This window comes from Pseudomonas sp. AC169 (assembly GCF_979258515.1).
In genome coordinates this window covers 4,794,669-4,809,878 of record NZ_OZ409866.1, presented here as the reverse complement: position 1 = coordinate 4,809,878, position 15,210 = coordinate 4,794,669, and the positions used below count along the sequence as shown (strand labels likewise).

Genomic DNA, 15,210 nt, shown 5'->3' with positions numbered 1-15,210 from the left:
GAACCCTCATGCCTCTGACTCGCAAAGCCTACCGCGCCGCCATCCTGCACAGCATTGCCGACCCCGCCGAAGTCGGGATCGAAGCCTCCTACGAATATTTCGAGGATGGCCTGTTGGTGGTCGATGGCGGCAAGATCAGCGCCCTCGGCCACGCCAGCGAATTGTTGCCGACCCTGCCGGCGGACATCGAAATCGAGCATTACCAAGACGCGCTGATCACCCCGGGCTTCATCGACACCCATATTCACTTTCCGCAAACCGGCATGGTCGGCGCCTACGGTGAGCAACTGCTCGACTGGCTGAATACCTACACCTTCCCGTGCGAAAGCCAGTTCGGCGACAAGGCGCACGCCGACGAAGTCGCTGACATTTTCGTCAAGGAATTGCTGCGCAACGGCACCACCACCGCGCTGGTGTTCGGCAGCGTGCACCCGCAGTCGGTGAACTCGTTGTTCGAAGCCGCCGAGAAACTCGATCTGCGCATGATCGCCGGCAAGGTGATGATGGATCGCAACGCGCCGGATTATCTGACCGATACCGCCGAATCCAGCTACGTCGAAAGCAAAGCGCTGATCGAGCGCTGGCACGGCAAGGGTCGCTTGCACTACGCCGTCACCCCGCGTTTCGCACCGACCAGCACCCCGGAGCAACTGACCCTCGCCGGACAACTGCTGACTGAGTACCCGGATCTGTACATGCAGACCCACATCAGCGAGAACCTCAAGGAAATCGAGTGGGTCAAGGAGCTGTTCCCGGAGCGCAAGGGCTACCTCGACGTTTACGATCACTACCAACTGCTCGGCGAGCGCTCGGTGTTCGCTCACGGCGTGCACCTGTGCGACGACGAATGCGCGCGTCTGGCAGAAACCGGCTCGGCGATCTCGTTTTGCCCGACCTCGAACTTCTTCCTCGGTAGCGGCCTGTTCAATTTGCCGATGGCCGAGAAGCACAAGCTCAATGTCGGTCTGGGCACTGACGTTGGCGGCGGCACCAGTTTCTCGCTGCTGCAGACGCTGAACGAAGCTTACAAGGTGATGCAACTGCAAGGTGCGCGATTGAGCCCGTTCAAGTCGCTGTATCTGGCGACGCTGGGCGGTGCGCGGGCGCTGCGTCTGGAAGACAAGATCGGTAACCTGCAACCGGGTTCCGACGCCGACTTCCTGGTGTTGGATTACAACGCTACACCGCTGTTGAGCTACCGCTTGAAGCAGGCCAACAACATTGCCGAAACGCTGTTTGTGTTGATGACGCTGGGCGATGACCGCACGGTGCAGCAGACGTATGCGGCGGGTGCGCTGGTGCATCAGCGCTAATTTTCCCCCGCCCCATGATCGTTCCCACGCTCTGCGTGGGAATGCAGCCCGTGACGCTCCGCGTCACTGGACGCGGAGCGTCCCCAGAGGCGTTACCACGCAGAGCGGGGGAACGATCAGGCAGGCACAAAAAATCCCCCGCAACTTTTCAGCTGCGGGGGATTTTTCTATTGGTCAGTCAGAGCTTGGCCGCAGGACGCCCCGGCTTCTTGGTCTGCAACAAATGCGAGAACACCGCATGCAGGTCATCCGACGCGCCTTCCTCGTCGAGGTTGAGCTTGCTGTCGATGTGATCCATGTGGTGCATCATCAGATTCACCGCCAGCTCGCCGTCGCGTTTCTCGATCGCGTCGATCAACTGGGTGTGCTCGTCGTAAGAACAGTGCGAACGGTTGCCGCTTTCATACTGGGCAATGATCAGCGACGTCTGCGAAACCAGACTGCGCTGGAAGCTGATCAACGGGGCGTTCATCGCCGCTTCGGCCAGTTTCAGGTGGAATTCGCCCGACAGACGAATGCCGGCGCCGCGATCACCACGGGAGAAGCTGTCGCGTTCGTCGTTGACCATCTGGCGCAACTCGGCGATCTGCTCGGCCGTCGCGTGTTGCACCGCCAGCTCTGTGATTGCGCGTTCGACCAGACGACGGGCGAGAAACACCTGACGCGCCTCTTCAACACTTGGGCTGGCGACCACGGCGCCACGGTTCGGCCGCAACAGCACCACGCCTTCATGGGCCAGACGCGACAGCGCGCGGCGAATGATGGTGCGGCTAACCCCGAAGATTTCCCCCAGCGCTTCTTCGCTCAATTTTGTACCGGGCGCCAGACGCTGTTCGAGGATGGCCTCGAAGATATGCGCGTAGACAATATCGTCCTGGGTTCCGCTGCGGCCGGCTTTGCCTGCTCGCGGTTGTTTCTTGAGGGGTTGCAACTGTTCGTTCATGGGCACTCGAGTCGGGAGAACTGCGGCGAATAGACCGTGACTGTAATACGGCACAGTAGGTCGCTGGCAAGTATCGCGTAAAAAACAGCGCGATTGTACACAATGAAAGGTGGCAACACGACTGTACGGCTGTTTGTGACTTCGGCTGTATTGCAACGATCCGTTACGTTTGAGTTTAGGCTTGATCGCAGAATCCGCCGAATGACTGTGATCCCCTGTGGGAGCGAGCCTGCTCGCGAAAGCCATTTCACATTCAATATGAATGTTGACTGACACACCGCTTTCGCGAGCAGGCTCGCTCCCACATGGTTCTTTGTTGTGGCGGGGATCTTCATTGGTATAAGGAACACCGCCGTCATGAACGACGCCACCCACACTCAACTGCGCCCTCTGGCCGACACTTCGCCGTCGGCCATCGTCGCCGGGTTCATCGCGATGATGACCGGTTACACCAGCTCGCTGGTGCTGATGTTTCAGGCCGGGCAAGCGGCGGGCCTGACCAGCGGGCAGATTTCTTCGTGGATCTGGGCGATCTCGATCGGCATGGCCGTATGTTCGATCGGCCTGTCGCTGCGTTATCGCACGCCAATCACAATCGCCTGGTCGACACCGGGCGCAGCATTGCTGATCACCAGCCTCGGCGGCGTCAGTTATAGCGAGGCCATTGGCGCCTACATCACCTGCGCCGTGCTGGTGACCATTTGCGGGTTGACCGGCAGCTTCGAACGGCTGGTAAAAAAGATCCCGGCGTCACTGGCGGCGGCATTGCTGGCCGGCATTCTGTTCAAGATCGGCAGTGAAATCTTCGTTGCCGCACAGCACCGCACCGGGTTGGTGCTGGGGATGTTCTTCACTTATCTGCTGATCAAACGCCTGTCGCCACGTTATGCGGTGCTCGCCGCGCTGCTGATCGGCACCGCGCTGTCGGGTTTCATGGGTTTACTCGACTTCAGTGGCTTTCATCTGGAAGTGGCGACGCCGGTATGGACGACGCCGCACTTTTCGCTGGCGGCGACGATCAGCATTGGCATTCCATTGTTCGTGGTGGCGATGACCTCGCAGAACATGCCCGGCATCGCCGTGTTGCGCGCCGATGGCTACAACGTGCCGGCCTCGCCACTGATCACCACCACCGGCATCGCTTCGCTGTTGCTGGCGCCATTCGGTTCCCACGGCATCAACCTCGCGGCGATCAGCGCGGCGATCTGCACCGGGCCGCACGCCCATGAAGATCGCAACAAGCGCTACACCGCCGCGGTCTGGTGCGGGATTTTCTACGGGATTGCCGGGGTGTTCGGCGCCACGTTGGCGGCGTTGTTCGCCGCGCTGCCGAAGGAACTGGTGCTGTCGATTGCGGCGCTGGCGCTGTTTGGTTCGATCATCAATGGTTTGAGCATTGCCATGACCGAGGTGAAGGAACGGGAGGCGGCGTTGATTACCTTTATGGTCACGGCGTCGGGGCTGACGTTGTTTTCCATTGGTTCGGCTTTTTGGGGGATTGTTGCGGGGGTTTTGACGCTGGTGATTTTGAATTGGCGTAAAGCTTAAGGTCAAAAGCCCCTCACCCTAACCCTCTCCCGGAGGGAGAGGGGACTGACCGCGTTGGATGCGGGAGTTATAGCGACACGTGACCCCGAGTTGAACTCAGGTGTTGAACAGCTCGCAAATCGGCCCCCTCTCCCTTGGGAGAGGGCTGGGGTGAGGGGCAGCTCCACCGCAAATTCCAAACCGAACACCCAAACACCAGACGAAAAAAAACGGCGACCCTCAGGTCGCCGTTTTTTTCAGTATCACTTAGCCGCGTTGATCGGCTTTTCCGGATACCACACGTCCAGCAGCGGGCTGATTTCAGCCTTGGTCAGCTCGGAACGGTTTTTCAGCCAGGCTTCAACGGCAGCGCGCTGCTCTTCGTTGACCGAGCCACGCTTCTGCAGGCAAACCAGACCGAAGTCGTCGCCGCCAACATAACCCAGACCATTGGCTTCCATGGCTTCTTTGATGAAGGCTTCGAGGAAAGCGTCAATGGCTTCTTCGGACAAGTCTTCTTTGAAGTCCAGGTTCAGTTCGAAACCCAGCTCTTGAAATTCATCAACGCACAGTTTTTTGCGCAGACGCTGGGAACGGTTAGTCGCCATTGGAACAATCCTCTTAAGTAAATACGGCGGGCACTTTACCAGTTTAAGCAACCGATTGCCCGACTCTCTGGACACAGCGACCGACCGCCTGTAAAAAAATAACGTATTGGCCTGCCCGGACAAGGCACAACCTGTTACAGGTTGGGGCATAATGCCGACACTTTCGTGACCACTGAGGACCTTTTCATCCATGTCCTCGTCTTTTTTCCCCTCGGCTGTAGGGTTTTATTTCATATGATCAAATCGTTGCGTCCACTGTTTCTCGCCGGCCTTCTTCTGCCTTTGGCCCTGCCTGTTTCCGCTGCCACCATCAACACTTCCCTCACCCCGAATGTCGAAAAAGCCCTCAAGGCGAGCAAATTGCAGCCTAGCGCCCTGTCGCTGGTGATGGTGCCGCTGGACGGCCCGGGCACGCCGACCGTGTTCAACGCCGATGTGTCGGTCAACCCGGCCTCGACCATGAAACTGGTCACCACTTACGCGGCGCTGGAAATGCTCGGCCCCAATCATCAGTGGAAAACCGAGTTCTACACCGATGGCGACCTCAACGGCGGCATCCTCAACGGCAACCTCTACCTCAAGGGTGGCGGCGATCCGAAGCTGAACATGGAAAAACTCTGGCTGCTGATGCGCGACCTGCGGGCCAACGGCGTGACCCAAATTACCGGCGACCTGATACTCGACCGCAATTTCTTCGTGCAGCCGGTGCTGCCGGAATTCAACGATGACGGCAATGACGAGAACAAACCATTCCTGGTCAAACCCGACTCGCTGTTGGTCAACCTCAAGGCCCTGCGCTTTGTCGCCCGCAACGATAACGGCCGGGTGCTGATCTCGGTTGAACCGCCGATCGCCAGCGTAAAGATCGCCAACACTGTTAAAGCCCTGCCCTCCAAGCAATGCACCGGCGGCGTGCGCTACAACCCGGTGCCTGAGGCCGATGGCAGCGTGACCGTGACCGTGGCCGGTCAGTTGGGCGAAGGTTGCAGCTCGCAGACTTACCTGTCGCTGCTCGACCACGCGACCTACACCGCCGGCGCTGTACGCGCGATCTGGAAAGAACTCGGTGGCAGCATTCAGGGCAAGGACCGTCTGGCCTCGACCCCGAGCAACGCCAAACTGCTCGCGCGTGCCTACTCGCCGGATCTGGCGGAAATCATCCGCGACATCAACAAATACAGTAACAACACCATGGCCCAGCAGCTGTTCCTCAGCCTTGGCCAACGCTTCCGCAACGACGCCGACGGTGATGACGCCAAAGCGGCGCAACGTGTAGTGCGTCAGTGGATGGCGAAGAAAGGCATTACTGCGCCGCATCTGGTGATGGAGAACGGTTCCGGCCTGTCCCGCGCCGAACGGGTCAGCGCCCGCGAGATGGCGAGCATGCTGCAAGCGGCGTGGCACAGCCCGTATGCCGCCGAGTACATCAGCTCGCTGCCGATCGCCGGCACCGACGGCACCATGCGCAAGCGCCTGAAAACCACGGCGATGCGCGGTGAGGCGCACGTCAAGACAGGGACTTTGAACACTGTGCGGGCGATCGCCGGTTTCAGCCGTGATGTGAATGGCAACACCTGGGCGGTGGTGGCGATCCTCAACGACAAGGCGCCGTTTGGTGCATCGTCGGTGCTGGATCAGGTGCTGCTGGACCTCTACAAGCAGCCGAAACTGGCGCAGACCGCTTCGGTTCTGTAACGCGGTTCAAGCAACACCGCAAAAACCTGTGGAAGCGAGCTTGCTCGCGAAGGCGTCAGGTCAGTCAATAAATGTGCTGACTGATACACCGCCTTCGCGAGCAAGCTTGCTCCCACATTGGTTTGGTGCCAGGGTCTAGCTCATCTGCTCGACACGATCGCGCCCGCGCTGCTTCGCCATATACACGCCCGAATCCGCCCTGAGCAACAGCGCATCTGCGCCCTCCCCCGGTCGCCAACTGGCGATCCCGAAACTCGCGGTCACCACGCCGACCACATCCACCGGCGCACTGCGCAAGCCCTGCCACAGTTCAACCGCCAGCATGTACGCATGTTCGCCGTCGATGTCCGGGCACAGCACCATGAACTCCTCGCCACCCAACCGGCAGAACACATCGGTGCGCCGCAAACGATGGCCGATGCGTTCGCACACCGCTTGCAGCACCCGGTCGCCCACGGCATGGCCATACTGATCGTTGATGCGTTTGAAGTGGTCGATATCGAGCATGATCACCGACAGCTCGCCACCACCGCGCTCGACCCGGGCCATTTCCGTGGTCAGGCGTTCCTGGAAGTAGCGGCGGTTATGGATGCCTGTCAGCGAATCGGTCACCGACAGCGCGCGCAGTTCTTCTTCCACGCGTTTCAGGTCGGAAATATCCGAGATATAGCCATGCCACAGCACCCCGCCGCCCGGCAGTTCTTCCGGCGTCGCCTCGCCGCGTACCCAGCGCAGGCCGCGCTCGGGTAGCTGTACGCGATACTCCTCGCGCCACGGGCTGAGGCTGTCGGCCGAGGCGCGAATGGAAGAGCGCACACGCGTAACGTCTTGTGGATGAATGCGCGTGAAGATCGCCTCGGCGTTGAACAACAGCACGTCCGGCTCCAGCTCGTAGATCTCGCGGATGCCGTCGCTGGCGTAGATCACGCTGAAGCGCCCATCGAATTCCATCTTGAATTGATAAATGCCGCCGGGCACGTGGGCGCTGAGTTTCTTCAGCAACACATCCCGCGCCGCCAGCACCTCGTGCACGCGCTTGCGTTCGGTGATGTCGATGCAGATCGCCAGATGCCCGACCCACAATCCCTGTTCATCCAGTACCGGGGTGGCGAGCATGTTCACCGGAATATGACTGCCATCGCTGCGCACCAGCGTCCACTCGCGAGCCTCGTGGCCACCGACTTCGCCACCCTCGACCAGCATCGCGTGGCAGGTCGGGATGCTTTTGCCGTAGCGCGCACCCAACTCGGCAGCGCGGGCCGTGAGCTCACGGGGCAGGTGCAGGTTTTCCAGGGTCATGTGGCCGACGACATCGGCGCTGCTGTAGCCGAGCATTTGTTCGGCGCCGGGGTTGAAGGTATTGATCACCCCGCGCAGGTCGGTGGCGATGATCGCCACCTGCGTCGCCGCATTCAGCACGCCGCGTAACTGGCCGTGGGTGCCGCGCAGTTCCTGCTCGCTGGCATGAAGTTCCTGTGTGCGCAGTTCGACCATGCGCAAGGCGCGCTGGCGTTGACTGACCAACACGTAGAGCAAGGCGCTGAGCAGCAGACTGAGCAAGCCGCCCAGAACGATCACACTGCCGACCGACGAATGATTGGCCTGAACGAAGGCGTCGCTCGGCAGAATATCGACCTGATAGTCGTGATCGGCCATGCGCAACAACCGCGTGGCCGACAGATCGCTCGGCGCCGGCTCGTTGCTCGATTCGAACAACACTTCGTGCTGATCATTGGTCGACATGTCGAGAATACGCACCGATAGATAGTCATGAAAGGCGTCCGGCAAACCGTCGGCCAGTAACTGGCGCATGCTGATCACCGCCACCACGTAACCAAACGACTGCCGCTCGGCGCTGCGGCTCACTGGCGCCACCAGCAACACGCCGCGCGCGTAGGACGGCTCGATGCTGACCAGATGCATGGGTTGCGATACCGCCAGTCCGCCGAGCTTATCGGCACGCTCCAGGACGTCCCGGCGCAGGGGTTGCGCCAGCAGGTCATAACCTAACGGTGAGCCGAGTCGACTCTGCGTCTGGCTGTAGAGCACCGGCACGTATTCATCGCGCACGTCCGCCAGTTGCAGCTCGCCCTGCGCATTCAGCTCACGGATCGTGAAGTTGGTCAGGCCTTCGTCACGCACCCGCTGCTCGAACGCAGCGCGCTCGGCACCGCTGACCTTGAGGGCAAACGAATAGGCCTGAGTACGCATTAATAAGGGTTGGGTGTAACCGTCGAATTCGGCGCGGGACACCGATTCAGAGTTGGCGAAGAAGCGCCGCAGGCCATCGAGGCGTTGTTCCTGATCCTGAAAGCGTTCTTCGATGCGGGTGTAACGTTCGTTGGCCAGCAGTTGGAAACGCTGACGGATCTGTTGCTGGAACTGATTGAGGGTGGCCCAGGCGAGCAGCCCCGTGAGAATCCCGCCGGCGAGCAATACCAGCAGCGCGACCAGCCAGGCCGAGACGTCTTCACTGATGAAACCCAGAATCTTTGGGCGCACGGGGTGCAACGACATAAAGACAACTCACACTACGCCAGCATTTACGGGAAAACCCCATTGACCGTGTGTGAGTTATAGCTATTAGCCACTAATTTAGCTAGCGCGGGCAGATCCACGGAGCCTTTAAAAATCAAGGCTCTGTGGATCCAATTGCGCCAAGCGTCAACGAGCCGTGATTTTCCAGGCGCGGTGGATCTTGGTGTTACGGGCGAAATCCGGATCGATGGTCTGCGCGCTGATTTCCTCGACCGCGTAACGCTCAGCGAGGTTTTCTTCCAACTGGAACTTGCGGAAGTTGTTGGAGAAATACAGCACACCGCCAGTTGCCAGACGCGCCATGGCCAGGTCAATCAACTGCACCTGATCACGCTGCACGTCGAAGATGCCTTCCATGCGCTTGGAGTTGGAGAACGTCGGCGGATCGATGAAGATCAGGTCGTACTCGTCACGGCTGCTTTCCAGCCACGCCATCACATCGCCCTGCTCCAGACGGTTCTTGTCCGAGTAGCCGTTCAGCGACAGGTTGCGGCGTGCCCAGTCGAGGTAGGTTTTCGACAGGTCAACGCTGGTGGTGCTGCGCGCACCGCCCTTGGCCGCGTGCACACTGGCGGTCGCGGTGTAGCAGAACAGATTGAGGAAGCGCTTGCCGGCCGCCTCTTTCTGAATGCGCATGCGCATCGGGCGGTGATCGAGGAACAGACCGGTGTCGAGGTAATCGGTGAGGTTGACCAGCAACTTCACGCCGCCCTCGCTGACTTCATTGAACTTGCCTTGCGCAGCCTGACGCTCGTACTGCTTGGTGCCGCTCTGGCGCTCGCGGCGTTTGACCACCACGCGGCTCTTATCGACGTTGAGCGCCTGCGGAATGGCCGCCAGGGCATCGAACATGCGCGCCGAGGCTTTTTCCGGGTCGATGGATTTTGGCGCGGCGTATTCCTGAACGTGCACCCAATCGTGGTACAGATCGATCGCCATCGCGTATTCAGGCATATCGGCATCGTAGACGCGGTAGCAATCGATGCCTTCGCGCTTGACCCACTTGCCCATGGCCTTGAGGTTTTTTTGCAGGCGGTTGGCAAACATCTGCCCGCCTTCGCTCAAGCGCGGTTGCTCGATCACCGGTGCCGGGGCTGGCGTCGGTTTGATCGGGTTGCCATTCTTGTTGAACTTGCGTTCTTGCGGCTCGTCCGGGGTCTGGTCGTAAGCCGCTTGCTCGCGCTCGGCCTGACGCTGTTCCGGAGTGCGACGCTCGCCGGTGACGAACTGATCCGGCAGCACTTTGATCAACAGCAGTTTGCACGGCAGCGCGCCGTTCCAGAATGAATACTGTTTATGGCTGCGGATGCCCATGCGCTTGCCCAGATCCGGCGCGCCGGTGAACACCGCCGCTTCCCAGTTCAGGCAGGCCTGACGCAGACGCTCGCCGAGGTTCTGGTAGAGATACAACAGGCTGGCTTCGTCACCGAGACGCTCACCGTACGGCGGGTTGCAGATGACCAGACCTTTCTGGTTCTGGTCCGGACGCGGCTCGAAGGTCGCGACTTCGCCCTGGTAGATCTTGATCCACTCGCTCAGACCGGCACGCTCAACGTTGTTGCGGCCCGGTTGAATCAGCCGAGGATCAGCTTCGTAACCACGAATCCACAGCGGTGGCTTGGCCAGACCGGCAGCGGCACGCTCGACGGCTTCTTCGTGGAGTTTTTTCCACAGCGCCGGCACGTGACCCAGCCACGCGGTAAAGCCCCACTGCTCACGACGCAGGTTCGGTGCCATATCGGCGGCAATCATGCTGGCTTCGACGAGGAACGTACCAACACCGCACATCGGGTCAGCCAACGCGCCGCCTTCGGCGGCAATGCGCGGCCAGCCGGAACGGATCAGGATCGCCGCCGCAAGGTTTTCCTTCAGCGGCGCCGCGCCCTGCTGCAAGCGATAACCGCGCTGGTGCAGGCTGTGGCCGGAGAGGTCGAGGGAGAGAATCGCTTCGCCGCGATCCAGGCGCAGGTGAATGCGCAGGTCCGGGTTGAGCTTGTCGATCGATGGGCGGTCGCCCTGTGGGGTGCGCAGTTTGTCGACGATGGCGTCTTTGACTTTCAAGGCGCCGAAGTGGGTGTTGTCGATGCCTGAGCCATGACCACTGAATTCAACGGCAAGGGTGCCGTCGCTGAGCATGTGATCCTGCCAGTCGATGTCGAGCACGCCGTGGTACAGGTCTTCGGCGTCTTTCATCGGGAAGCGCTTGAGCACCAGCAATACGCGGTTGGCCAGACGCGACCAGAGGCACAGGCGATAAGCGGTTTCCATGGTCGCCATGCCACGCACGGCGGAAGTGTGCTCGCGCGCTTCTTCAAGGCCAAGCCCGACGGCTTCCTCGATGAGCAGGCCTTCAAGGCCTTTAGGGCAAGTGAGGAAGAGTTCGAAACGGTCGGACATGGTATTTCCAGAGCCTTTGGCTAGTGAATCGGCAACGCATTGCCGATCCGGTTTTCAATCAGGCGCTTTTCTAAAAGAACGCCCGCGTGGCACGAAGGTGTGCCGTTCCATCCCCGCTGCTCGGGTTAAAAGAGCTTAGATGCCGGGACAGATAAAAAAGTTGATGCAACAAAAAGTCTTAAAGCGACCCTTCGTCGCTTTATACCCCAGCGCAAACGTGGGTCATTCTCACTAAAGAATTAACCCCATCATCCAGCGCGGGGCCGATCATACCGGGGTTTGCTCAATAAACGTTCAATAAATACGCAGTTACTTATCGCTATAGCATCCTTTTCGTTACGTCCTTATGACAAAACGGTCATTCCATCGCTGTGACTCATTGGTTAGAACTGAGCACAGGTTGACGTCGCAACGGCGTCAACACCTTGGCTCGCCACGCCGGCAGCGAGCCGCACCATGGCAGGTTGTTTTCTGCCCGACCTCAGTTGAGGTCAACGCGACACAAACAGTCAACAAGTGAGGGAAACACCCTATGAGAAGACTTAAGCGTGATCCGTTGGAAAGAGCATTTTTGCGCGGATATCAATATGGCGTTGGTGGCAAATCCCGTGAGCTTTGCCCATTTACTCTACCGTCGGTACGTCAAGCCTGGATCAACGGCTGGCGAGAAGGACGCGGCGACAACTGGGACGGTATGACCGGCACTGCGGGAATCCACAGACTCAACGAACTTCACGCCGTCGGCTGACACAGGGCATTAATTCCGACACGACAATCTGAATTTGCAACGACTTACCATGCACGTCCTTCCCGGACGGCGGGCTACGGCCCAGGGGCTCCTTCGAGGAGCCCTTTTTTATGCCTGTCACATTATTTGTGCCTAAACAAAAACCCTGTGGGAGCGAGCCTGCTCGCGAAAGCGGTGTGTCAGTCACAGAAATATTGACTGAACTGGCGCCTTCGCGAGCAGGCTCACTCCCACAAGGGGTCAGCGCAGGGCGGCGATCGCGTCTACCGATTCACGAATCAGCGCCGGGCCCTTATAGATGAAGCCGGAGTAGATTTGCACCAGGCTCGCACCGGCGAGAATCTTCTCAGCCGCATGCTTGCCTTCGGTAATCCCGCCAGCCGCAATGATCGGCAACCGCCCCGCCAACTCACCGGCCAGCACTTTCACAGTATTGGTGCTCTTCTCCCGCACCGGCGCCCCCGACAAACCGCCCGCCTCGTCGCCATGCTCCATGCCTTCAACGCCAACACGACTCAGCGTGGTGTTGGTCGCGATCACCGCGTCCATGCCGGTTTCGATCAGCGCCTGGGCAACCTGCGCGGTTTCTTCATCGGTCATGTCCGGGGCAATCTTGATCGCCAGCGGCACATGCTTGCCATGACGTAACGCCAGTTCGGCACGGCGGGTAGCCAGATCCGCGAGCAACTGCTTGAGCGAATCACCAAATTGCAGGCTGCGCAGGCCCGGAGTGTTCGGCGAACTGACGTTGACCGTCACGTAGCTGGCGTGGGCGTACACCTTGTCCAGGCAGATCAGGTAATCGTCGACCGCGCGTTCAACCGGGGTATCGAAGTTCTTGCCGATGTTGATGCCCAGCACGCCTTTGTATTTCGCCGCAGCCACCCGCGCCAGCAGGTTATCGACACCGAGGTTGTTGAAACCCATGCGGTTGATGATCGCCTCGGCTTCCGGCAAACGGAAGATCCGTGGTTTCGGGTTGCCCGGCTGCGGACGCGGGGTCACGGTGCCGATTTCGACAAAACCGAAACCCAGTTGCGCAAAGCCATCGATGGCCGCGCCATTCTTGTCCAGCCCGGCCGCCAGCCCCACCGGGTTGGGGAATTCGAGGCCCATGACCGTCACCGGTTTCTTTGCCGGCGCCTTGCACAGCAAGCCGTTGAGGCCCAAACGCCCACCCGCGCCGATCAGATCCAGCGACAGATCGTGGGAGGTTTCCGGGGAAAGTTTGAACAACAGCTGACGGGCCAGGGTGTACATGGGCGGCGATGACTCGGGCGGCGAAAAGAGGCGGCGATTATAGCCGGGCATCGACCTGCCGCGCGAGGCGCACGCGCAAATCGCTGTCTCTGGCATATGCCTTGCACCCTCCTTGGCTATCAGCGCGCAGGCCAATGACGGCACGCGGGCAAGGACAATGGCGTCGTCCCGGGTTTTGCCTGTGCAAAGTCTGCGGCGGCGCTTTTTTTTGAGGTAACGCTGGATGAATGAACCTTCGGTAGGGCCACTGGCCTGGGTCAATGGCAGCGATGCCCCGGAAAAGACCGCGATCAACCTTGGCTTCATGGCGCTGAGCGATTGCGCCTCGGTCGTCGTCGCGGCCACGCAGGGCTTTGCTCAACCTTACGGGCTAACGCTGAATCTCAAGCGCCAGGCGTCGTGGGCGAATCTGCGCGACAAGCTGGTCAGCGGTGAACTCGATGCCGCGCACAGCCTGTACGGATTGATTTACGCCGTGCACTTGGGCATTGGCGGCGTCGCTCCGACCGATATGGCTGTGCTGATGGGCCTGAATCAAAACGGGCAAAGCCTCAATTTGTCCCACAGCCTGCAAAACCTCGGCGTGACCAGTCCTGAAGCGCTGGACCGCCACGTGCACCAAAGCCGCGCAAAACTGACCTTCGCGCAAACCTTTCCCACCGGCACTCACGCGATGTGGCTGTATTACTGGCTGGCGAGTCAGGGCATCCATCCGCTGCAGGACGTCGACAGTGTGGTGGTGCCGCCGCCGCAAATGGTCGCGCATCTGCAAGCCGGGCGTATTGATGGTTTTTGCGTCGGCGAACCGTGGGCCGCCAGCGCGGTGCAGCAGGACCTCGGTTTCACCCTCGCGACCAGCCAGACCATCTGGCCCGATCACCCGGAGAAAGTCCTTGGCTGCACCCGTGAATTTGTCGAGCAATACCCGAACACCGCACGGGCGCTGGTGATGGCGATCCTTGAAGCCAGCCGCTTTATCGAAGAGAGCCCGGAAAATCGTCGCAGCACCGCGCAATTGCTCAGTGCGCCGGAATATCTGGACGCGCCGCTGTCGTGCATCGAACCGCGTTTTCTCGGAGATTATGCCGATGGCCTCGGCAATCGCTGGCAGGATCCGCACGCGCTGCGTTTCCACGGCAACGGCGAGGTTAATCTGCCTTATCTGTCGGACGGCATGTGGTTCATGACCCAGTTCCGCCGCTGGGGCCTGCTGCGTGAAGATCCGGATTACCTCGCCGTCGCCCGCCAGGTTCAGCAACTGGATATCTACCGCGACGCCGCCACCGCTGTCGGCGTCGCCGCATGGGGCACCGACATGCGCAGCAGCCAGTTGCTTGACGGCAAGATCTGGGACGGCAGCGACCCGGCCGCTTACGCACGCAGTTTCAAGTTGCACGCGTTGAACGACGATGCTCCCCTTCTCGCCCGCCGCTGACAGGAGACCGCGAACATGTTGCGCATTCTGCTGATCAATGACACGGCGAAAAAAGTCGGTCGCCTGAAAGCTGCGCTGACCGAGGCCGGTTTCGAGGTGATCGACGAGTCCGGTTTGACCATCGACCTGCCCGCGCGCGTCGAAACGGTGCGCCCGGACGTGATTCTGATCGATACCGAGTCACCGAGCCGCGATGTCATGGAGCAAGTGGTGCTGGTCAGCCGCGACCAGCCACGGCCAATCGTGATGTTTACCGATGAGCATGATCCGGGAGTAATGCGTCAGGCGATCAAGTCCGGGGTCAGTGCCTACATCGTCGAAGGCATTCACGCACAGCGTTTGCAGCCAATTCTCGATGTGGCGATGGCCCGGTTCGAGAGTGATCAGGCGTTGCGTGCGCAGTTACAGGCGCGTGATCAGCAATTGGCTGAGCGCAAGCGCATTGAGCTGGCCAAGGGGTTATTGATGAAGATGAAGGATTGCAATGAGGAAGAGGCTTACACCTTGATGCGGCGCCAGGCGATGAGCCGGCAGCAGAAGCTGATTCAGGTGGCCGAACAAATCATAGCCATGAGTGAGTTGCTCGGCTGAATTCGCTGACCGCTTGAAAAGCCCCTCACCCTAGCCCTCTCCCAGAGGGAGAGGGGACCGACCGAGCTGTCTGACGTCAAACATCGACCTGAAAGACCGAGTCGATTATGGATTCACAGTAGAAAATCACAGGTCGGCGTACTTCTTTAGCATCC

Annotated in this window: 11 protein-coding genes; 6 read left to right on the top strand and 5 right to left on the bottom strand. The window is 60.0% G+C overall.

Annotation, left to right across the window (positions count from 1 at the left end):
• Positions 1–8: 8 nt before the first annotated feature.
• Positions 9–1,313 (top strand): guanine deaminase, encoded by a 1,305-nt coding sequence (gene guaD / locus ACZZ0G_RS21575; protein ID WP_463557447.1) that lies wholly within the window; start codon positions 9–11, stop codon positions 1,311–1,313.
• Between the two features lie 178 nt (positions 1,314–1,491).
• Here guaD and ACZZ0G_RS21570 read toward each other — a convergent pair whose 3' ends face one another.
• Positions 1,492–2,256 carry a GntR family transcriptional regulator gene (locus ACZZ0G_RS21570; RefSeq protein ID WP_007918375.1) on the bottom strand — a complete coding sequence of 255 codons (765 nt, stop codon included), beginning with the start codon at positions 2,254–2,256 and terminating at the stop codon, positions 1,492–1,494.
• 357 nt (positions 2,257–2,613) lie between these two features.
• Between ACZZ0G_RS21570 and ACZZ0G_RS21565 the strand changes: the two genes are divergently transcribed.
• Positions 2,614–3,804 (top strand): benzoate/H(+) symporter BenE family transporter, encoded by a 1,191-nt coding sequence (locus tag ACZZ0G_RS21565; RefSeq protein WP_463557446.1) that lies wholly within the window; start codon positions 2,614–2,616, stop codon positions 3,802–3,804.
• Positions 3,805–4,046: 242 nt separating this feature from the next.
• Here ACZZ0G_RS21565 and ACZZ0G_RS21560 read toward each other — a convergent pair whose 3' ends face one another.
• Positions 4,047–4,391, bottom strand: a complete 345-nt coding sequence (locus tag ACZZ0G_RS21560) for a YggL family protein (RefSeq protein ID WP_095189455.1) — start codon at positions 4,389–4,391, stop codon at positions 4,047–4,049.
• 234 nt (positions 4,392–4,625) lie between these two features.
• On the opposite strand from ACZZ0G_RS21560, the gene dacB reads away from it, so the two are divergent.
• Positions 4,626–6,086: a D-alanyl-D-alanine carboxypeptidase/D-alanyl-D-alanine endopeptidase gene (gene dacB / locus ACZZ0G_RS21555; protein ID WP_463557445.1), complete on the top strand. Its 1,461-nt coding sequence runs from the start codon at positions 4,626–4,628 to the stop codon at positions 6,084–6,086.
• A 135-nt stretch (positions 6,087–6,221) separates the two neighbouring features.
• Here the strand turns inward: dacB and ACZZ0G_RS21550 are convergent, their stop codons facing one another.
• Entirely contained in the window at positions 6,222–8,603 is a 2,382-nt protein-coding gene (locus tag ACZZ0G_RS21550; RefSeq protein ID WP_463557444.1) for a sensor domain-containing diguanylate cyclase, read from the bottom strand.
• Positions 8,604–8,750: 147 nt separating this feature from the next.
• Positions 8,751–11,021, bottom strand: coding sequence for a bifunctional 23S rRNA (guanine(2069)-N(7))-methyltransferase RlmK/23S rRNA (guanine(2445)-N(2))-methyltransferase RlmL (rlmKL, locus tag ACZZ0G_RS21545; protein ID WP_463557443.1), 2,271 nt, complete (start codon positions 11,019–11,021; stop codon positions 8,751–8,753).
• Positions 11,022–11,553: 532 nt separating this feature from the next.
• Here rlmKL and rmf point away from each other — a divergent pair.
• Positions 11,554–11,769: a ribosome modulation factor gene (gene rmf / locus ACZZ0G_RS21540; protein WP_003223300.1), complete on the top strand. Its 216-nt coding sequence runs from the start codon at positions 11,554–11,556 to the stop codon at positions 11,767–11,769.
• Between the two features lie 240 nt (positions 11,770–12,009).
• On the opposite strand, the gene ACZZ0G_RS21535 is transcribed toward rmf, so the two are convergent.
• Positions 12,010–13,029 (bottom strand): quinone-dependent dihydroorotate dehydrogenase, encoded by a 1,020-nt coding sequence (locus ACZZ0G_RS21535; protein ID WP_034152862.1) that lies wholly within the window; start codon positions 13,027–13,029, stop codon positions 12,010–12,012.
• A gap of 223 nt (positions 13,030–13,252) precedes the next feature.
• On the opposite strand from ACZZ0G_RS21535, the gene ACZZ0G_RS21530 reads away from it, so the two are divergent.
• Together ACZZ0G_RS21530 and ACZZ0G_RS21525 are read left to right on the top strand one after the other, a co-directional pair.
• Complete coding sequence (locus tag ACZZ0G_RS21530) at positions 13,253–14,464, top strand: CmpA/NrtA family ABC transporter substrate-binding protein (RefSeq protein ID WP_463557442.1); 1,212 nt, start codon at positions 13,253–13,255, stop codon at positions 14,462–14,464.
• Between the two features lie 15 nt (positions 14,465–14,479).
• Complete coding sequence (locus tag ACZZ0G_RS21525) at positions 14,480–15,055, top strand: ANTAR domain-containing response regulator (RefSeq protein ID WP_007916390.1); 576 nt, start codon at positions 14,480–14,482, stop codon at positions 15,053–15,055.
• Positions 15,056–15,210 lie beyond the last annotated feature (155 nt).

Excerpts from the sequence above, each read along its gene's own strand:
- guaD (WP_463557447.1), top strand. The coding sequence starts at position 9 with ATGCCTCTGACTCGCAAAGCCTACCGCGCCGCCATCCTGCACAGCATT.
- ACZZ0G_RS21570 (WP_007918375.1), bottom strand. The coding sequence starts at position 2,256 with ATGAACGAACAGTTGCAACCCCTCAAGAAACAACCGCGAGCAGGCAAA.
- ACZZ0G_RS21565 (WP_463557446.1), top strand. The coding sequence starts at position 2,614 with ATGAACGACGCCACCCACACTCAACTGCGCCCTCTGGCCGACACTTCG.
- ACZZ0G_RS21560 (WP_095189455.1), bottom strand. The coding sequence starts at position 4,391 with ATGGCGACTAACCGTTCCCAGCGTCTGCGCAAAAAACTGTGCGTTGAT.
- dacB (WP_463557445.1), top strand. The coding sequence starts at position 4,626 with ATGATCAAATCGTTGCGTCCACTGTTTCTCGCCGGCCTTCTTCTGCCT.
- ACZZ0G_RS21550 (WP_463557444.1), bottom strand. The coding sequence starts at position 8,603 with ATGTCGTTGCACCCCGTGCGCCCAAAGATTCTGGGTTTCATCAGTGAA.
- rlmKL (WP_463557443.1), bottom strand. The coding sequence starts at position 11,021 with ATGTCCGACCGTTTCGAACTCTTCCTCACTTGCCCTAAAGGCCTTGAA.
- rmf (WP_003223300.1), top strand. The coding sequence starts at position 11,554 with ATGAGAAGACTTAAGCGTGATCCGTTGGAAAGAGCATTTTTGCGCGGA.
- ACZZ0G_RS21535 (WP_034152862.1), bottom strand. The coding sequence starts at position 13,029 with ATGTACACCCTGGCCCGTCAGCTGTTGTTCAAACTTTCCCCGGAAACC.
- ACZZ0G_RS21530 (WP_463557442.1), top strand. The coding sequence starts at position 13,253 with ATGAATGAACCTTCGGTAGGGCCACTGGCCTGGGTCAATGGCAGCGAT.
- ACZZ0G_RS21525 (WP_007916390.1), top strand. The coding sequence starts at position 14,480 with ATGTTGCGCATTCTGCTGATCAATGACACGGCGAAAAAAGTCGGTCGC.